This window comes from Streptomyces sp. NPDC005799, assembly GCF_040630525.1.
Lineage (GTDB): Bacteria > Actinomycetota > Actinomycetes > Streptomycetales > Streptomycetaceae > Streptomyces > Streptomyces griseorubiginosus_B.
Map to the genome: position 1 here is coordinate 252,154 of NZ_JBEXXQ010000003.1, position 18,274 is coordinate 270,427.

General features: G+C 73.0%; 17 protein-coding genes and 1 pseudogene. 6 read left to right on the plus strand and 12 right to left on the minus strand.

Annotated elements, in window-relative coordinates; translation table 11 throughout:
- Positions 1-10: 10 nt before the first annotated feature.
- Positions 11-1,702: a DUF885 domain-containing protein gene (locus ABZ453_RS04825; protein ID WP_359011575.1), complete on the plus strand. Its 1,692-nt coding sequence runs from the start codon at positions 11-13 to the stop codon at positions 1,700-1,702.
- Here the strand turns inward: ABZ453_RS04825 and ABZ453_RS04830 are convergent, their stop codons facing one another.
- From ABZ453_RS04830 to ABZ453_RS04840, 3 genes are all read right to left on the minus strand, one after another.
- The gene (locus tag ABZ453_RS04830; protein WP_359011577.1) at positions 1,703-2,548 is read right to left on the minus strand and encodes an SDR family oxidoreductase; all 846 of its coding nucleotides are present in this window, start codon (positions 2,546-2,548) and stop codon (positions 1,703-1,705) included.
- Between the two features lie 57 nt (positions 2,549-2,605).
- A complete protein-coding gene (locus ABZ453_RS04835; RefSeq protein ID WP_359011579.1) occupies positions 2,606-3,124 on the minus strand; it encodes an immunity 21 family protein in 519 nt (172 codons plus the stop codon).
- Between the two features lie 1,063 nt (positions 3,125-4,187).
- The gene (locus ABZ453_RS04840; RefSeq protein WP_359011581.1) at positions 4,188-4,712 is read right to left on the minus strand and encodes a rhodanese-like domain-containing protein; all 525 of its coding nucleotides are present in this window, start codon (positions 4,710-4,712) and stop codon (positions 4,188-4,190) included.
- A 93-nt stretch (positions 4,713-4,805) separates the two neighbouring features.
- On the opposite strand from ABZ453_RS04840, the gene ABZ453_RS04845 reads away from it, so the two are divergent.
- Positions 4,806-5,252 (plus strand): Lrp/AsnC family transcriptional regulator, encoded by a 447-nt coding sequence (locus ABZ453_RS04845; RefSeq protein WP_359011583.1) that lies wholly within the window; start codon positions 4,806-4,808, stop codon positions 5,250-5,252.
- On the opposite strand, the pseudogene ABZ453_RS04850 reads toward ABZ453_RS04845, so the two are convergent.
- From ABZ453_RS04850 to ABZ453_RS04875, 6 genes and pseudogenes are all read right to left on the minus strand, one after another.
- Positions 5,246-8,238, minus strand: a pseudogene (locus ABZ453_RS04850) (SMC family ATPase). The gene ABZ453_RS04845 and the pseudogene ABZ453_RS04850 sit on opposite strands and share 7 nt — an antisense overlap.
- On the minus strand, positions 8,235-9,398 hold the full coding sequence (locus ABZ453_RS04855) for an exonuclease SbcCD subunit D (RefSeq protein WP_359011585.1): 1,164 nt from the start codon (positions 9,396-9,398) through the stop codon (positions 8,235-8,237). The pseudogene ABZ453_RS04850 and the gene ABZ453_RS04855 overlap by 4 nt, the downstream one beginning before the upstream one ends.
- Positions 9,399-9,509: 111 nt before the next feature.
- Complete coding sequence (locus ABZ453_RS04860; RefSeq protein WP_359011587.1) at positions 9,510-10,136, minus strand: YigZ family protein; 627 nt, start codon at positions 10,134-10,136, stop codon at positions 9,510-9,512.
- Positions 10,137-10,161: 25 nt separating this feature from the next.
- Positions 10,162-10,392, minus strand: coding sequence for a hypothetical protein (locus ABZ453_RS04865; protein ID WP_359011589.1), 231 nt, complete (start codon positions 10,390-10,392; stop codon positions 10,162-10,164).
- 90 nt (positions 10,393-10,482) lie between these two features.
- Positions 10,483-11,028: a histidine phosphatase family protein gene (locus ABZ453_RS04870; RefSeq protein WP_359011591.1), complete on the minus strand. Its 546-nt coding sequence runs from the start codon at positions 11,026-11,028 to the stop codon at positions 10,483-10,485.
- Positions 11,025-11,789, minus strand: coding sequence for a hypothetical protein (locus tag ABZ453_RS04875; protein ID WP_359011593.1), 765 nt, complete (start codon positions 11,787-11,789; stop codon positions 11,025-11,027). Before ABZ453_RS04875 ends, ABZ453_RS04870 begins: the two co-directional genes overlap by 4 nt.
- 144 nt (positions 11,790-11,933) lie before the next feature.
- Here ABZ453_RS04875 and ABZ453_RS04880 point away from each other — a divergent pair, with 144 nt between their 5' ends.
- From ABZ453_RS04880 to ABZ453_RS04890, 3 genes are all read left to right on the plus strand, one after another.
- Positions 11,934-12,341, plus strand: a complete 408-nt coding sequence (locus ABZ453_RS04880; protein ID WP_359011595.1) for a CoA-binding protein — start codon at positions 11,934-11,936, stop codon at positions 12,339-12,341.
- A gap of 212 nt (positions 12,342-12,553) precedes the next feature.
- Positions 12,554-14,191: an APC family permease gene (locus ABZ453_RS04885; RefSeq protein WP_359011597.1), complete on the plus strand. Its 1,638-nt coding sequence runs from the start codon at positions 12,554-12,556 to the stop codon at positions 14,189-14,191.
- A gap of 79 nt (positions 14,192-14,270) precedes the next feature.
- Positions 14,271-15,488: a 4-hydroxybenzoate 3-monooxygenase gene (locus ABZ453_RS04890; RefSeq protein WP_359011599.1), complete on the plus strand. Its 1,218-nt coding sequence runs from the start codon at positions 14,271-14,273 to the stop codon at positions 15,486-15,488.
- 6 nt (positions 15,489-15,494) lie between these two features.
- Here the strand turns inward: ABZ453_RS04890 and ABZ453_RS04895 are convergent, their stop codons facing one another.
- Positions 15,495-15,854 carry a metalloregulator ArsR/SmtB family transcription factor gene (locus tag ABZ453_RS04895; RefSeq protein ID WP_165955046.1) on the minus strand — a complete coding sequence of 120 codons (360 nt, stop codon included), beginning with the start codon at positions 15,852-15,854 and terminating at the stop codon, positions 15,495-15,497.
- A 62-nt stretch (positions 15,855-15,916) separates the two neighbouring features.
- Between ABZ453_RS04895 and ABZ453_RS04900 the strand changes: the two genes are divergently transcribed.
- A complete protein-coding gene (locus ABZ453_RS04900; RefSeq protein ID WP_359011602.1) occupies positions 15,917-17,008 on the plus strand; it encodes a cation diffusion facilitator family transporter in 1,092 nt (363 codons plus the stop codon).
- Positions 17,009-17,060: 52 nt separating this feature from the next.
- Here ABZ453_RS04900 and ABZ453_RS04905 read toward each other — a convergent pair whose 3' ends face one another.
- Together ABZ453_RS04905 and ABZ453_RS04910 are read right to left on the minus strand one after the other, a co-directional pair.
- Positions 17,061-17,618 (minus strand): YbaK/EbsC family protein, encoded by a 558-nt coding sequence (locus tag ABZ453_RS04905; protein WP_359011604.1) that lies wholly within the window; start codon positions 17,616-17,618, stop codon positions 17,061-17,063.
- A gap of 32 nt (positions 17,619-17,650) precedes the next feature.
- On the minus strand, positions 17,651-18,223 hold the full coding sequence (locus ABZ453_RS04910; RefSeq protein WP_133047545.1) for an XRE family transcriptional regulator: 573 nt from the start codon (positions 18,221-18,223) through the stop codon (positions 17,651-17,653).
- Positions 18,224-18,274: the final 51 nt, after the last annotated feature.

An 18,274-nucleotide genomic window follows, 5' to 3' on the forward strand; every position in this document is an offset into this window, starting at 1 on the left:
GGATGGGCCCATGTCTGAGATCAAGAGCCCGCTGCCCCGTGAGGTCGCCGACGCCTACGTCGACGACCTCGTCGCCCTCGATCCGATCACCGGCACCTTCCTCGGCGTGAAGGAGAGTTCCAGCAGGCTGCCCGACCTGTCGCCCGCGGGTGAGGAGGCCCAGGCGGAGCTGTCGCGCACGACCCTGCTCCGGCTCGCCGAGGCGGAGCGGCTGCCCGGCGCGGACAGTGACATCGAGCGCCGGTGCGCGCGTCTGCTGCGCGAGCGGCTGACCGCCGGGCTCGCCGTGCACGAGGCCGAGGAGGGCCTGCGCGCCGTCAGCAACCTCAGCTCCCCCGCGCACGCGGTCCGGCAGGTGTTCACCGTGACGCCGGCGCAGTCGCAGGAGGACTGGGCCGCGATCGCCGAGCGGCTGCGCGCGGTGCCGGCCGCGCTGGCGGGCTACCGCGAGTCCCTGGCCCTCGGGCTGGAGAAGAAGCTGTACGGCGGACCCCGGGCCACCGCCACCTTCGTCCAGCAGCTCGGCCAGTGGGCCGACGCGGACGGCGCGGGGCACGGCTGGTTCGAGCAGTACGCGGCCTCGGGGCCCGAGGCACTCCGGTCCGAGCTGGACGCGGCGGCCCGATCGGCCGACGAGGCCGTCGTCGCCCTGCGCGACTGGGTACGGGACGTGTACGCCCCGGCGGTCGAGGGCGCGCCGGACGTGGTGGGCCGCGAGCGGTACGCCCGCTGGGTCCGCTACTTCAACGGCACCGACCTCGACCTCGACGAGGCGTACGCGTACGGCTGGTCCGAGTACCACCGGCTGCTGGGCGAGATGCGGACCGAGGCCGAGAAGATCCTGCCCGGCGCCGAGACCCCATGGGTGGCACTCGCCCACCTGGATCGGCACGGCACGCACATCGAGGGCGTCGAGGAGGTCCAGCGCTGGCTGCAGTCCCTGATGGACGAGGCGATCGAGAAGCTGGACGGCACCCACTTCGACCTGGCCGAACGGGTACGGCGGGTCGAGTCCCGGATCGCCCCTCCCGGCAGCGCGGCGGCGCCGTACTACACGCCTCCGTCGGACGACTTCACACGCCCCGGGTGCACCTGGCTGCCCACCATGGGCCAGACCCGCTTCCCCGTCTACGACCTGGTGTCCACCTGGTACCACGAGGGCGTGCCCGGTCACCACCTCCAGCTGGCGCAGTGGAAGCACGTCGCCGCGGACCTCTCCCGCTACCAGGCCGGCGTGGGCATGGTCAGCGCCAACGCCGAGGGCTGGGCGCTGTACGCGGAGCGGCTGATGGACGAGCTGGGCTTCCTCACCGACCCGGAGCGCCGGCTCGGTTACCTGGACGCGCAGATGATGCGGGCCGCCCGTGTGATCATCGACATCGGCATGCACCTGGAGCTGACAATCCCGGGCGACTCCCCCTTCCACCCCGGGGAGCGCTGGACGCCCGCGCTGGCGCAGGAGTTCTTCGGCTCGCACAGCAGCCGTCCCGCGGACTTCGTGGAGAGCGAGCTGACCCGCTACCTGTCCATGCCGGGCCAGGCCATCGGCTACAAGCTGGGCGAACGCGCCTGGCTGCTGGGCCGGGAGAAGGCGCGTGAGCGCAAGGGCGACGCCTTCGACCTCAAGACCTGGCACATGGCAGCGCTCTCGCAGGGCTCGCTGGGCCTTGACGACCTGGTGGACGAGCTGGCCGGTCTGTGATCAACGCCGCCAGCCCCCTTCCGAGTTGACGACCTCACCGGTGATCCAGTCCGCCTCGTCCGTGGCCAGCCACGCGATGAGGCGGGCCGGGTCGTCGGGCAAGCCCCAGCGGCCGGCTGGGAAGCGGGCGGCGACGGCCTCGTGGACCTCGCCGGTCGCGTAACCGGTGTCCACGGGGCCGGGGTTGACGGTGTTCACCGTGATCGCGTGCTCGGCGAGCGTCGTCGACAGGGAGCGGGTGACGGAGGCGAGCGCGCCCTTCTGCAGGGCGTAGGCGATCTCGCCGGGCATACCGCCCGCGAGGTCCTGCCCGGAGGTCATCATCACGACGCGTCCGCCGGGTGTGCGCGGGGGGAGTTGACCCCGCAGACGGGCGTACGCCTGGACGAGGAGCAGCACGGAACGGGTGTCGACCGCCCAGTGCGCGTCCAGCATCGCGGCGTCGATCGTGTCGAGGGTGCCGTCGCTGCCGCTGAGGGCGTGGTTGGCGACGAGGATGTCGAGCCGACCGCCGAGCGCGCACGCCGCCGTCGCGATCAACTCGGCGGGCGCGGCGGGGTCGGTGAGGTCGCCGGGGCCCGCGAGGACCCGCGCCTCGGGATCGCCGAGCGCGGAGCGCACGGAGGCGAGGACGTCCTCGGGCCGGTCGGCGCCCCAGGGCATGGCTGCGTCGTGCGGCACGTGGTGGTGGAGATAGACGCTCGCGCCGTACGCCGCCAGCCGCCGGGCGACGGCATGTCCGATGCCGTCGCGTCTGCTGGCGCCGGTGACCAGGGCGGTGCGGCCGTGCAGCGGCAGGGGGTCACGGCGCAGGTCTTCGGGGGCGGGCTGCGGAAGTGGGGGCATGGGCCACCATGATCCGGACGTTGCCCGCGGACCGCACGTGGATTTGGGCCGCCGCTGTCAGCCCTTCTCGATCCGCCGCAGTTGTACGAGGCCCAGCCAGGTCTCGGGCCCCGGCTGGACGTTGGCCGCGCGGACCGCGTAGCGGCCCGGTTCGAGTGCGACCTTCAGGCTCTCCGTCCGCTCCGTCTCGCTGCCCGGCCAGGCGGAGTCGAACAGGACGACGGTGCCCGGCACGTCCCAGCTCACCTCGTCCTTCCAGTCCGCGGTGGCGAGGGCGGCCGGGACGCCGGCCAGGAGTTCGTCCTCGGAGTTGGCGGCGCACCAGCGCACGAAGGCCGCGTGCTCGGGCAGATAGGCGGTCGAGGCCGGTTCATCGCCGAGGACGAGGGCGGCCGAGTCACCGACCCGGAGCAGTCCCACCACGCCGTCGACCTCGCAGGCGCGGTCGTAGTCGGAGGCGGCCTCCTCGCCGTCGGCGCCCGCCCAGAACGGCAGCACCGTCTCCGGCACGGCTATGAGCGGGCCCCCGCCCGACTCGACCCACTCCAGCGTTCCGGGATCCGCGTATCGCACCATGGCGCAGAACCGTACACGCCGGGGGCGTGTACGAGGATCGCCGGTGTTCGTCATCCGCGAAGCCTCCGCAGCGGCTACTCGCGGCGGCCACGCGCAGGGTCACTGGCGGCGATCGCGCTCGGGGACGCTGGCGGCGATCGCGCTCTGGGGTCACTACCGGCGGCCGCGCGCGGGGCACTCGCCGGGGCACGACGGGGGGTGACTCGCCGCGGTCGCGTACGGGGTCACCCGCCGCGGTCGCACAGGGGTACTCGCCGCGGCGCGCTCGGGGGTGACGCGCCGGGGTCCTGCACCGGGTCACCCGCCGCGGCACGCTCGGGAACACCCGTGGCGGTCGCGCTCTGGGATCACTCGCACCGGCGCACTCGGGGTCACTCCGCCGTGGCGCGTTCAGCGGTGACTCGCCACGGTCGTGCACCGGGTCACCCGCCGCGGCACGCTCAGGGGGCACCCCCAGCGGTCGCCCACGCAGGGGGTCACGGGCAGCGGTCGCGCTCTGGGGTCACTCGCAGCCACCGCGCTCGGGATCACTCGCCGTGGCGCGTTCAGGGGTGACTCGCCACGCTCGTGCACCGGGTCACCCGCCGCGGCACGCTCAGGGGGCACCCCCAGCGGTCGCCCACGCAGGGGGTCACAGGCAGCGGTCGCGCTCTGGGGTCACTCCGCCGTGGCGCGTTCAGCGGTGACTCGCCACGGTCGTGCACCGGGTCACCCGCCGCGGCACGCTCAGGGGGCACCCGTGGCGGTCGCGCTCTGGGGTCACTCGCACCCGCCACACTCGGGGGCTGCACTCGCTGCAGCCGCGCTCGGGAGCACTCGCTGCAGCCGCGCTCGGGAGCACTCGCTGCAGCCGCGCTCGGGGGCACCCTCTGCGGCCGCGCACGCAGGGGGTCGTTCACAGCGAGCACGTTCGTGGGGCGGTCGCAGCAGCCACGCACTGGGTCACCCGCTCCGGCGCGACCGGAGGGCCACCCGCAGCGGTCCCGCACCGAGGCACCCGCAGCGGTCGCGCACGGAGGGGGCACTCCCCCCATCCGTCACAGTCGCCCGGGACGGTCGGGGGTCAGCAACCGCAGTCGGTCGGGGTCGGCGCCGCGGGCCGTGGCATGTGACATAGCACTGGCTCTCCGCCCCGCACCGGCGCCGTCAGCGGGTCCGCCGCCCGGCGCTCCCCGCCCCCTCCGGTCTCGTACGCGAAGCCCTCCCGCGCCCAGTACTCGAAGCCGCCGAGCATCTCCTTGACCTGGTAGCCGAGTTCGGCGAGGGCGAGCGCGGCGCGGGTGGCGCCGTTGCAGCCCGGGCCCCAGCAGTACGCGACGACCGGCACGGACCTGTCGAGGAGCAGCTCGGCCCGTTCGGGGATGAGCGCGGTGGGCAGGTGGAGCGCGCCGGGGATGTGGCCCTGGGCCCAGGACTCGGTGGAGCGGGAGTCCACGAGGACGAAGCCGGGACCGCCGTCGGCTGCCAGCGCGGCGGCCACGTCGGAGACGTCGGCGTGGAAGGCGAGGCTCGCGCGGAAGTAGGCGGCGGCCTGCGCCGGGGCGGCGGGGGCGACCCGGAGGACGGGGTTCGCGGTGTCGGTGGTCATGCCTGAAATCTACGAGCGGACGTCCGCCCTCTGAAGTGCGGTTCCCCGGCGCATCCCTTGATTCGCCGGGGATTCCCCTGCTATCCATCGGAGATGACCGCGTATTCCCCGGACGCCACCGATTGGCGCATCCTGGACGCCCTGCAGCGGGAGGGACGGGCCAGCTACGCCGAGCTGGCGCGGGCCGTCTCCATGTCGCCGAGCGCCGTCACCGAGCGGGTGCGGCGGCTGGAGGAGGCGGGTGTCATCCAGGGATACGCGGCCGTGGTGGACCCGGAGCGGCTGGGGCTGCCGATCCTGGCGTTCGTGCGCCTGCGGTACCCCAACGGCAACTACAAACCGTTCCACGATCTGGTCGCCGTGACGCCGGAGATCCTCGAGGCGCACCATGTCACCGGCGACGACTGCTTCGTCATCAAGGTCGCCGCCCGCTCCATGCGCCACCTGGAGGAGGTGTCGGGGAAGATCGGCACCCTCGGCTCGGTGACGACGAGCGTCGTGTACTCCTCGCCGCTGCCGCGCCGCGCGCTCGGTCAGTGACCGCGCTGCCGCAGCGTCGACCCCGATCTGCCCTTCACCACCTCCAACTGGGCGTGGATACGCCGCCGCAGGTCGGCGACATGGCTGACGATGCCGACGCTGCGGTCTCGTTCGCGCAGTGAGTCGAGCACGTCCAGCACCTCGTCCAGGGTCTGGTCGTCCAGGCTGCCGAAGCCCTCGTCGATGAAGAGGGTGTCCAGGCGGACCCCGCCGGCCTCGTCCGTGACGACGTCCGCGAGCCCGAGGGCGAGGGCGAGCGAGGCGAAGAACGTCTCGCCGCCGGACAGCGTGGAGGTGTCCCGCTCCCGACCGGTCCACGCGTCGACGACGTGCAGACCGAGACCGCTGCGGCCGCGTCCGGTGCGGTCGTCGGAGTGGACGAGGGTGTAGCGGCCGGACGACATGCGCTGCAGCCGCACCGTCGCCGCGGCGGCGACCTGCTCCAGGCGGGCCGCCAGCACATACGACTCCAGGCGCATCTTGCGGTCGTTCTCCGCGGAGGTGCCGGCGGTGAGGGAGGCGAGACGGGCCACCCGGTCGTACTCCTCCCGCAGCGGGGCGAGCCGGCGCAGCCCCGCGGCCGAGCGAGCGGAGAGTCGGTCGAGTTCGGTGCAGCGGCGGGCCGCCGCGTCGCGCGCGGAGGCGGCCTCGCGGACCCGGCGGCCCGTTCCGCCGAGGCGAGGTCGGCGGGCGGCTGCTGGGCGGCGGCCGCGGTGTCGGCCTCGGCGAGGACGGCGCGTACGCCGGCCTCCTCGGACTGCCAGGCGTCCAGGCGGCGTTGCAGCTCGCGGTGGGCGTGGTCGTCGAGGAGCGCGGCGGCCGCCGCCTGCGGGGTCTCGAAGCCGGCCCGGAAAGCGGCGTCGGCGAGCCGGGCGTCCGCGTCCTTGAGCCGTTGGGCGGTGTCCTCGGCGGCGCGGGCGGTGTCGGCGGCGTCGGTGAGCAGGGCGGCCCGGCGTTCGAGCTGGGCGGCGCGGGCGGCGACGCTCCCGGCGGCACCGCGGGCCTGCGTCAACTCCGCCTCCAGAGCGGCCCGTTCCTGGTCGAGGGTGTCCCGGCGGGCGACCCGGGAGGCGGCGCGTACGGCGGCGTCCTGCTGGGCGGAGACACGCCGGTCGCGTTCCTGCTCGGCCTGCCGCAGCTGTTCGTGAGCGCTGGACAGCGCGGAGGCTCCGGCGCGGGCCTCCGTGTACTGCCGCTCCAACTCATCGGCCTGGAGGGCCAGTTGCTCGGTGGGGGTGTCGCCGGCCTCGCCCTGGGCGGCGGCCAGGGCGCGCTGTACGACACCCAGGCGCCGCTCGGCCTCGGTGCGCTGTTCGTCGGCGTGCTGGTAGGCGGCGAGGGCACGCTCCTCGGTCTCCCGGCCGACGTGCCCGGCGTCCATGCGGGCGGGCGCGGGATGTTCGACAGCGCCACAGACCGCGCAGGGCGCACCGTCCGTGAGCTGGGCGGCCAGCTCGGCGGCGATGCCGTTCAGCCGCTGTTCCTTCACATCGAGCCATTCGGCGCGCGCCTTCTGCGCGGACTCCGTGGCGGCCAGCACCTGCCGCTGGGCGTCGTCGACGTCCCGGCCGAGCTGGTCGCGCTGCCGGGCGGCGGCGAGGCGCCTGCGGGCGGGGTCGCGCTGCACCGCCAGCTGTTCGGCCCGGGTGGCGGCTTCCTGCGCGGACTCGACACCACCCCGGAGTGCCGTGCGCGTCCGGTCCCACCCGGCGAGCCATGCCTCGGCCTCCTGCAGGACGTCCTCGTCGGCCCGCTCCTGCCGCTCCAGCCCCTCCCGCTCCTTCAGCAGCTCGGCCAGCCGCTGTTCGGCTCGTCGCGCGGACTCCAGACCACCCAGTTCCTCGGCGGCACGGCGAGCGGCGGCGGCGAGACCGACGGCACCGGCGTCGGTGAGTCCTTCCGCCGGCTCCAGGATGTTCCGCAGCAGCGCACGCGCGCGTGCCTCCGCCTCCGCCGCCCTGCGGTGCTCGGCGTCCGTGGCCTCCCGGAGGTCCAGCGCCGGTGCCACCGCTTCGGCCTTGCGGGAGCGTTCCATGCGCGCCTGGGCCTCCCGGTGGGCGTCGGCGCGCTCCTCCAGCCGCCCGGCACGCTCGCGTGCCTCGGTGAACCGACGCTGCAGCCGGTCCAGTTCGCGCGCGTCGTCCAGCACTCGCTCGGCTGCCGCGTGGGCCGACTCCGCGGAGGTGAGGCGGAGGTGGGCGATCGTGAGTTGTTCGCGGGCGGTGGTGCGGGCGACGGCGGCGGCCGCGATGACGGCTTCCGCCAACCCCGGTTCCCCCGGCGTGAGTTCGGGCAGTTCCATCGAACCGCCCGCGGCCTGCTGCATGCGGTGCGCGTCGGCCAGCAGTTCGGCGTCGCCCTCGCGTACCCGGGCCTCCGCGGCACGCCGTCGCTCGGCGAGACGCTTCTCCACCTCGGCGAAGCGGTGGGTGTCGAAGAGGCGGCCGAGGAGCTTGCCGCGCGCCTCGGCGTCGGCGCGCAGGAAGCGGGCGAAGTCGCCCTGGGGCAACAGCACGACCTGGCAGAACTGCTCGCGGCTCATACCGAGCAGCTGGGTGATCTCCTCGCCGATCTCCTGGTGGGAACGGCTGAGGTCCTTCCATGCGGCCGTCGTGGTGTCGTACTCGCGCAGCCAGCTCTGCGCCTTCTCCAGCGTCGTGCCGGAGCCGCGCTTCTTGGGCCGCTCCCAGGGCGGCTGCCGGGTGACCGCCAACCGGCGTCCGGCGACGGTCAGTTCGAGGGTGACCTCGGTGCGGGTGGCCGTCGCCGCGTGATCACTGCGCAGGGTCAGGCCCTGACCGCTCTGGCGGGCTCCCGGGACCGTCCCGTAGAGGGCGTAGCAAACGGCGTCCAGAACCGACGTCTTGCCGGCCCCGGTCGGGCCGTGCAGCAGGAACAGGCCGGCGGCCGAGAGTTCGTCGAAGTCGACGGACTGGGCGGCCCCGAAGGGTCCGAAGGCCGTGATGTCCAGCCGGTGCAGCCTCACCGTGCCACCTCCCGCACGGCCTCGTCGGCGCGTACCGCGTCGAAGGCGTTCCGCAGCACGGCCTGTTCGCGCTCGTCGGGTCCGGCGCCGCGCACATGGGCGACGAAGTCCTCGGCGATCTCCTGGTCGCTGCGGCCGGCGAGGCGCCGGGCGTAGGAGACGTCTGGGTCGTCCGGCGCCCGCTCGGGCTCGAAGACGAGGCTCAGGGTGTGCGGGAAGCGCTCGGTGAGCCGGGCCATGGGGTCGGCGGGGCGGACCGCGTCGGTCAGGGTGGCCTCGACCCAGGCGTCCTCGTGCCGGGTGAGGTCCGGGTCGGCGAGCAGATCCTCCAGCGGGCCGCGCATGCGGGCCAGCGGGCGCGGCACCGGGCAGTCGATGCGCTCGGCGGTGACGGCGCCGTGGGCGTCGAGGTCGACGAGCCACATCGTCTTGCGGTGGTCGGCCTCGGAGAAGGAGTACGCCAGCGGGGAGCCGGAGTAACGGACGCGCTCGGTGATGGTCTGGCAGCCGTGCAGATGGCCGAGGGCCGTGTAGTCGACGCCGTCGAAGACACCGGCGGGTACGGCGGCGACCCCGCCGACGGTGATGTCGCGCTCGCTGTCGCTGGCCTCGCCGCCGGTGACGAAGGCGTGGGCGAGGACGACGGAGCGCGTGCCGCGCGCGCGGGTGGCGAGGTCGGCACGGACGCGCTCCATGGCGGCGGCGAGCACCGCCTCGTGTCCCGCCTTCTCGACGCCGAACTCCTCCTTCACCAGGGCGGGTTCGAGGTAGGGCAGACCGTAGAAGGCCACGTCCCCGTGCTCGTCCGCCAGGACCACCGGCGTTGCGCCGGCCGCGGGCTCGGTGCGCAGATGGATACCGGCGCGTCCGATGAGTCCGGCGCCGACGCCGAGGCGGCGGGCCGAGTCGTGGTTGCCGGAGATCATCACGGTCGGCACGCCGAGGTCGGCGAGGCGGTGCAGGGCGTCGTCGAACAGCTCGACCGCGGCGAGCGGCGGCACCGCGCGGTCGTACACGTCTCCCGACACGACCACGGCGTCCACGGCGTGCTCGCGCACGGCCGTGACGAGGTGGCCGATGAACTCGGCCTGGGCACCGAGCATGTTCACCCGGTGGAACGCCCGGCCGAGATGCCAGTCGGAAGTGTGCAGCAGTCTCATGATCCCCGAGACTAACGGCCGGGTCCGACATCACGGGTGGTTACTCCCGTATCGGCCCGTCATGAACCGTACTGTTCCTATCCGTTAAAGCCGTTTCGTCCCGTACGTACGTCAGGCGTCTCCGTAGGCCTCTCCGCCGAGTTCGAAGCCCGCCGTCCCGGCCGTGGCGTCGGCCAGCCATGCGCGGAAGGCGTCCACGTCGGCGTCCGGAAGGCCGATCTCGATGGTGACCGCCTCGCCGTAGCGCACGTCCCGCACCTCGCGTCCCGTGGACCGCAGGTCGTTCTGGACCTTGCCGGCGCGCTGGTGGTCGACGGTCACCGTGGCGAGCCGGAAGCGACGGCGGGTGAGGGTGCCGAGGGTGTCCAGGGCCTCGCCGACCACGCCGCCGTACGCCCTGATGAGGCCGCCCGCACCGAGTTTGACGCCGCCGTAGTAGCGGGTGACGACGGCGACGACGTACCGCATCTCGCGGCGCAGCAGCATCTGCAGCATGGGGACGCCGGCGGTGCCGCCCGGTTCGCCGTCGTCGCTCGCCTTCTGGACGGAGGCGTCGGCGCCGATGACGTAGGCCCAGCAGTTGTGGGTGGCGTCCGCGTGCTCCTTGCGGACGGCGGCGATGAAGTCCTGCGCCTCCTTTTCGCTGCCCGCCGGAGCGAGCGCGCACAGAAAGCGCGACCGGTTGACCTCGATCTCATGCACACCCGCGCGCGCGACGGTGCGGTACTCGTCCTGCATCCGGTCAGCCTAGTCAACCGGGTCGTCACCCAGGGACGACCAGTCCGCGCTCGCGCAACTGCGGCAGGCAGATCTCCAGACACGCTTCCACCGAGGCGGCATCGGTACGCACGAGCAGGTTCTGGTGGAAGGGAGCACCGCTCGCGACGAAGGTCCACGGCCGCACTCCGTCACGCATACGCTCCGCATCCGCCTTGAACAGCACCGTGACGCCCTGCTCGGCCAGCGCCTCCATGACACGCACGACATCGACCACGGTTCCACCCCACCCGTTCCGGTAGACGAGTGACGCTACCTGGGCGCCGACGCGCAGGCTGGTACCTGCCCCCGATGTCGTCGCCGGTGATCAGCGGTCCTTCTTGCCACGCGCCACGATCACCCCGGTCAGCAGCGCGGTGCCGGGGGCGAGGGCCCGCCAGCTGGTGCCGTGCCAGGCCAGTACGGCGATCGCCGAGGTGGGGAACTTCGTCCGTACCTCGTCCAGCGCGTCGTCCAGGCTGTCCCCGGCGAGTTCCAGGACCAGGTCCTCAAGGCCGGGGTTGTGCCCGATCAGCAGCAGCGTCTCCACCTCGGGCGACACCTCGTGCACGACCCCCAGCAGATCGGTGGCATCGGCGGCGTACAGCCGCGGGTCACGCCGTACGGGCGGCGGTGTGCCCCACTGGGCCGAGGCCAGCTCCCAGGTCTGGCGGGCGCGTACGGCGGTGGAGCACAGGGCGAGGTCGGGCAGGCAGTCCGCCTCGACCAGTGCGCGGCCGGCCGCGGGCGCGTCACGTCTGCCGCGCGGCGCGAGGGGGCGCTCGTGGTCGGGGACGCCGTCCGGCCAGGCCGACTTGGCGTGCCGCAGCACCACGAGGCGGCGCAGCGGACCGGCTCCGGCGCGCGCGATCACGACGGGGACCCCAGGTCGCGGGTGAGTTCGAGGCCGAGGAGCCGGTCGGCATAGGCGTACGTCTCGAAGCGGGCGCCCTCCGGCAGGTCGGCGGAGGTCTCCACCCAGGTCAGTGCCTGGAGCACGGCGGGGATGTTCAGATCGTCCTCCCATGCGGTACGGAGGCGGGTGCGCGCCTCGTCGGGGACGGGCCGTGACGGCTGCCGCGCCCAGGCGGCGACCGCGTGCCGCCAGCGTACGAGGGTGGCGTGGGCGTCGGCGAGGGCTGCGCGGTCGAGCCGCACGGGTTCGCCGTGGCGCCGGGAGATCAGGGCGAGGCGCAGCGCCGTCGGATCGGCGCCCTCGGTCACGCCGGGCTCCTCCGGGTCGACCGGGGCGACGACGACCCTGAGCCCTTCGGGGGAGGCGCCGCCCTCGGCGACGACATGGACGACCTGCCCCTCGCCGAGTCCGGAACCGACGTCCCGGCGGTCCTCGAACGGCCGCACACCGAGCGCGGCGGACCCGGCCCGCAGCTCCGACTGCTCCCGCTCGCCGGTCAGCACCCCCCACGCCGGGGTACCGCCCAGCTCCAGCGCGCGGACGAGCAGATCGGCGACGAGCAGCACGCGCAGGGCGCCGGTGTCGAAGCTCGGTACATGAGCCTCGATCCGGGTCAGCCCCCTGCGGGCGGGGGCGGCCTCGACGGACTGGCGGGTTCGGGCGTCGGTGATGCGCAGCACGGGGTGAGCGTAGGCGGGCACACGCGCGTGCGCAGGCATCCGGCGCGGATTCCGGACACGCGCGGGGGATTCGACGGCTCCTCGTCGCCGTCGTGGAAGGGCGTGCCGGGGTTCAGGAATGCCCACGCGAGGGCTTCGGTTGTCGCCTGCGACAGCACTTCACGACGGCTCAGGGAGGCCCGGGTGTACGGCGACGAGGCAACGGTTCGCAGGATCCTCACCGAACTCGGCGACACCTGGGCGGTGGTGGGCCTCTCGTCGAACCAGCGGCGCGCGGCGTACGGCGTCGCCCAGGTGCTGCAGCGCTTCGGCAAGCGGGTCGTCCCGGTGCACCCCAAGGCGGAGACGGTCCACGGCGAACAGGGCTACGCCTCCCTGGCCGAGATCCCCTTCGACGTGGACGTCGTCGACGTCTTCGTCAACAGCGACCTCGCCGGAGCGGTCGCGGACGAGGCGGTCGCCAAGGGTGCCAAGGCCGTCTGGTTCCAGCTCGACGTCATCGACCAGCCCGCGTACGCGCGCGCCCGCGCCGCCGGACTGGACATGGTCATGGACCGCTGCCCCGCGATCGAGATACCCCGCCTCGCCTAGCCGGCCCGGGCTCCCGACCCCGCCCCTGTGAACAGTTGCACTGGTCACAGGGGTTTTTCGTGCGCACAGAGCGGCTGAGGCGCCGTCCAGGAACGCACCCGGCGTTGGTCAAAACTTCACCATGGGTCTTCTGCTGTCCGCCGGTGATTCGTAATCTGCGACGTCGCACGCACTGAAAAGTTCTATTCAACTTGTGAGAGGTCGCTGAAAATATGGTGAGCGTCGAGCAGACCTCGGCAGAGGGCACCAGGGGTCCCACCAGCCTGCGGCGGGACGTCGGACTGATCGGTCTGATGTGGGCATCCGTGGGTTCGATCATCGGTTCCGGCTGGCTGTACGGCGCCGAGAAGGCCGTGGTCGCGGCCGGGCCCGCGGCGATCATCTCGTGGCTGATCGGCGCGGTGGCCATCGTCCTGCTGGCCCTCGTGCACGCCGAGCTCGGTGGCATGTTCCCCGTGGCCGGCGGCACGGCGCGCTATCCGCACTACGCCTTCGGCGGCCTGGCCGGCCTGTCCTTCGGCTGGTTCTCCTGGCTGCAGGCCGCGACGGTCGCGCCGATCGAGGTCGAGGCGATGATCGGCTACGCCGGTCACTGGAGCTGGGCGCAGGGTCTGCAGCACAAGGACCAGACCCTCACGCTCTCCGGTCTCGTGGTCGCCGTCGCCCTCATGGCCGTGTTCGTCGCGGTCAACTTCTTCGGCGTACGGGCCCTGGCGCACACCAACAGTGCCGCCACCTGGTGGAAGATCGCCGTGCCGCTGGCCGCGATCTTCATCGTCGCCGTGGGCAACTTCCACACGGGCAACTTCACCTCGGAGGGCTTCGCACCGTTCGGCGCCAAGGGCGTGCTCAGTGCGATCAGCGGGAGCGGCATCATCTTCGCGCTGCTCGGCTTCGAACAGGCCATCCAGCTGGCCGGCGAGAGCCGCAACCCGCAGCGGGACCTGCCCCGGGCGACCCTCGGCTCGGTCGCGATCGGCGCCGTGATCTACGTCGCCCTGCAGGTCGTGTTCATCGCCGCGCTGCCGCACCACACCTTCGCCAAGGGCTGGGCGCACCTCGACTTCCCGGGCATCAGCGGCCCCTGGGCCGGCCTCGCCACCCTGGTGGGTCTCGGCTGGCTCGCCTTCATCCTGTACGCGGACGCCGTGATCTCCCCCGGCGGCACCGGCCTGATCTACACCACCGCCACCTCCCGTGTCTCCTACGGCCTGGCCAAGAACGGCTACGCGCCGAAGATCTTCGCCCAGACCGACAAGCGGGGCGTGCCCTGGTTCGGCCTGATCATCTCGTTCGTGACCGGCGTGGTGTGCTTCCTGCCGTTCCCGAGCTGGCAGGAACTGGTCGGCTTCATCACCTCGGCGAGCGTCCTGATGTACGCGGGCGCGCCGCTCGCGTACGGCGTCTTCAGCGACCGGCTGCCGCACCACGAGCGCCCGTACCGGCTGCCGGCCGGCAAGGTGATCTCGCCGCTGTCCTTCATCGTGGCCAACCTGATCATCTACTGGGCCGGCTGGGACACCCTGTGGCGGCTGGGCATCGCGGTCGTCCTCGGCTATCTGCTGCTGGGCGGCTACGCCTGGTGGGCCAACGCCACCAACCAGCCGGACGCGCCGCGGATGGACTTCAAGGCCGCCCAGTGGCTGCCCGTCTACCTGATCGGCCTGGGCCTCATCTCCGCCGAGGGCGGCTTCGGCGGCAGCGGCGCCATCGGTCTGTGGTGGGACATCCTGATCATCGCCGTGTTCTCGCTCGGCATCTACTACTGGGCCCGGGCGACCGCCTCCCGCCCGGAGGAGATCGAGCGCAGCATCGAGGAGGTCGTGGTCACGGACGCGCCCGCGCACTGACCCGCCCCCTCCCTGTCCGACCGGCCCGCCGGCCGCGGCTCCCCTGCCGTGGCCGGCGGGCCGTCGTCATAATGCTCGGGTGACTCTCCCCGCCCAGGACGCCAACTCGCCCTCCCCGCAGCGCTTTCCGGTCGTGATCGTGGGCGCGGGGCCCGCCGGTCTCACCGTCGGGAACATCCTGCGGGCCGCCTCGGTCGACTGTCTGGTCCTGGAGACCGAGACCCGGGAGTTCATCGAACGGCGGCCCCGGGCCGGGGTGATCGAGGAGTGGGCGGTGCGCGGGCTGGAGCAACGGGGCCTCGCGGAGAACCTGTTGGACCACGCGCAGCTGCACACCGAGTGCGAGTTCCGCTTCGAGGGGCAGCGGCACCGCTTCTCGTACCGGGAACTGACGGGGCAGCACCACTTCGTGTATCCGCAGCCGTTGCTGGTGACCGACCTCGTGCGCGAGTACGCCGACGTGCGCGGCGGAGCCATACGGTTCGGCGTGCGCGAGGTCCAGCTGCACGGCCTGGACTCGGACCGGCCGACCGTGTCCTACCTCGACCCGGAGACCGGACAACGGGTGCTGGTGCACTGTGAGTTCGTCGCCGGCTGCGACGGGGCACGCGGAGTGACGCGGACCGTACTGCCGCGGCGGGCCCGGATCGCCCGGCACGACTACGGCGTCGGCTGGCTGGCGCTGCTCGCCGAGGCGCCGCCGTCCAGCGACTGCGTGGTCTTCGGTGTCCATCCGAGCGGCTTCGCCGGGCACATGGCCCGCAGCCCGGAGGTCACTCGCTACTACCTGGAGTGCCCGCCCGGCGACGACCCGGACACCTGGTCCCACGAGCGGGTCTGGGCCGAGTTGCAGAAACGCCTCGGCGCGGCCGACCGGCCCCCGCTGACCGAGGGCCGGCTGATCGAGAAACGCGTTCTCGACATGCACAACTACGTCGTCGAACCCATGGTGTTCGGCCGTCTCCTCCTCGCCGGGGACGCCGCCCACCTCACCGCCCCCATCGCGGCGAAGGGCATGAACCTCGCCCTGCACGACGCCTTCCTGCTCGGCGACGGCCTCGTGGAGTACCTCACCAAGGGCGAACCGGGCGGCCTGAACGGCTACTCCGACGCCTGCCTGGGCCGGGTGTGGGACTACCAGGAGTTCTCGCAGTGGCTGTCGGAGGTGTACCACGGCACGTCGTCCGGCGACCCCTACCGTGCGGGCACCACCCTGGCCCGGCTGCGCCGCCTCTTCGAGTCCCCCGCCGCGGCGGCCGCGTTCGCCGAGCAGTACCTCGGCACGACCCCCCGGTGACCCGCCTCAGTCGTGCAGGGGCCGGTCGCTGAGCCGGTGGTCGGCCACGTTCAGAGCCTCGTCCACCAGCCGCCGCAGATGCCCGTCGGGCAGTGAGTAGATCACCCGCCGCCCTTCCTTCCGCGTGGTCACCAGGCCCGCCAGGCGCAGCCGCGCCAGATGCTGGCTCACGGCGGGACGGGCCGCGCCGCATGCCTCCGTGAGGGTCGTGACATCGGCCTCACCCGAGGTCAGGGCGTGCAGCAGGGTGAGGCGGGTGCGGTCGCCGAGCAGGGCGAGCAGTTCGGCGGCGAGCGCGAACTGCTCCTCGCCCGGGGTGCGCGGATGCGCATCGTGCGCAGTTGATAGGTGCATGCGTGCGCTCATACGCACATAATGGCGTCGTGGGCGTCCCGCGTCCACTCCCGCGACACCGGAAGGGAACCGACGTGAGCGACCGGCACGACCACGCGCATGACCATGACCACGCACACCACCATGGCCACGAGTCCGCTCACGAACACCGTCACGGCCACGAGCGCCCTCACCGGCGCGCGAACCTGCGCCACCGACTGGGCCATCTGCTGACCCCCCACTCCCACGAGACCGCCGACAAGCTGGACTCCGCCCTGGAGTCCTCGCTGCGTGGCATGCGCGCCCTCTGGGTCTCGCTCGCCGTCCTCGGCGCGACCGCGCTCGTCCAGGCGGTCGTGGTCGTCCTGTCCGGATCGGTGGCGCTGCTCGGCGACACGGTGCACAACGCCGCCGACGCGCTGACCGCCCTACCGCTCGGGATCGCCTTCGTACTGGGGCGCCGGGCGGCGACGCGGCGCTTCACCTACGGCTACGGGCGGGCCGAGGACCTCGCCGGGATCGTGATCGTGCTGACGATCGCCGCGTCGGCCGCCTTCGCGGCATGGGCTGCGGTCGGCCGGCTGCTCGATCCGCGGCCCGTGGAGCATGTCCCGGCGGTGGCGGTGGCGGCGCTGGCCGGGTTCGCGGGCAACGAGTGGGTGGCGCGGTACCGGATCCGGGTCGGCCGTTCGATCGGCTCCGCCGCGCTCGTCGCCGACGGACTGCACGCCCGTACGGACGGGTTCACCTCGCTGGCCGTGCTGGTGGGCGCGGGGGGCTCGGCACTGGGGTGGCAACTGGCCGACCCGGTCGTCGGGTTGGCGATCACGGCGGCGATCGTGCTGGTGCTGCGGGACGCGGCGCGCGAGGTGTTCCGGCGGGTGATGGACGCCGTCGACCCGGCCCTGGTGGACCGGGCGGAGCAGGCGCTGCGGGAGGTGCCGGGCGTGCGCGGGGTCGGTGAGCTGCGGCTGCGCTGGATCGGGCACCGGCTGCGCGCCGAGGTGGCGGTCGTGGTGGACGGCGAGGCGACGGTACGGCAGGCCCACGGCATCACCGTCGACGCGGAACACGCCCTGCTGCACGCCGTACCGCGCCTGACGGCGGCCCTGGTCCACGCGGACCCGGCACCGGCCCCGGGCGAGGAGGACCCCCACCGGGCGCTGGCGCACCACACCGCGGCCTGAAGTCGGACCGTCCCCTTGCGCGCCCGGGGCGTGGTGTTTGAGGTACTCGAGGTCAGGCCACCCCGAGCCCCTCCAGCACCACGGCCCCCGGCAGTTCGGCGAAGGCCTTGCCCGGGACCAGCAGTTTGCCCCTGCGGCGGCCGCTGCCCACCAGGACGTACGGCAGGTCGACGACGGCCGAGTCGATCAACAGGGGCCAGTCGGCGGGGAGTCCGATCGGGGTGATGCCGCCGTACTCCATGCCGCTCTCCCCCGTGGCCGTGTCCATCGACGCGAACGAGGCCTTGCGGGCGCCGAGTTGGCGGCGCACCACGCCGTTGACGTCGACCCGGGTCGTGGACGGCACCACACACGCGGCCAGCGTCGTCCCGCCGCCCCGCTTGCCCGCGACGACCACGCAGTTCGCCGACCTCTCCAGCAGCTCCTGCCCGTAGTGCTGGACGAAGACCGCGGTGTCGGCCCACTGCGGATCGGTGTCGACGTACACGATCTGCTCGGCGGGGACGCTGCCGCTCCAGTCGCGTACGGCGGCGGCGACCGGGGTGGTCAGTTCGCCGAGGGCGTCGGGGGCGGGGAGGGCGGTGTCGAAGTGTCCGATGGGTGCGTCCATGACGGCACGCTAACAGGACCACCGGTGCCCGATCAGGGGACGGGCGGGACGGAGACCGCCAGCACGAGCCGGGTGGGGACCTCGCCCTGATTGCCGTAGGCGTGCGGGGCGTTGGCCTCGAAGGTGACGCTCGCACCGGCCGGGACGCGGTACTCGGCGCCCTCGACGGTGAGGGTCAGTTCGCCCTCGGTGACATGGGCGATCTCCACCGTGCCGGCGGGGTGCGGATCCGAGCTGCTGCCCTCCCCCGGCATCAACCGCCACTCCCACATCTCCAGCGGTCCGGGCGCCTCGGTGCCGGCGAGGAGCCGGCTGTAGCTGCCGGCGTCGGTGTGCCAGAGCCGGACCACCTGGTCGGCCGGGACGATCCGGACCTTCGGGCCCTGTTCGTAGTCGAGCAGGGTGGTGATGCTGACGCCGAGGGCGTCGCCGATCTTCACGACCGTGCCGATGCTCGGGTTGGTGCGGGCCTGCTCGATCTGGATCAGCATGCCCCGGCTGACGCCGGCCCGGGCGGCGAGCGCGTCCAGGGTGAAGCCGCGCTCATTGCGCCAGCGCTTGACGTTGCGCGCCAGCGACTGGTTCAGCAGGTCGAGGTCCGACACGTTCCGTCCAATGTCCAATTCTCGGGAGGTCACTGTCCTGGATGACCGGGA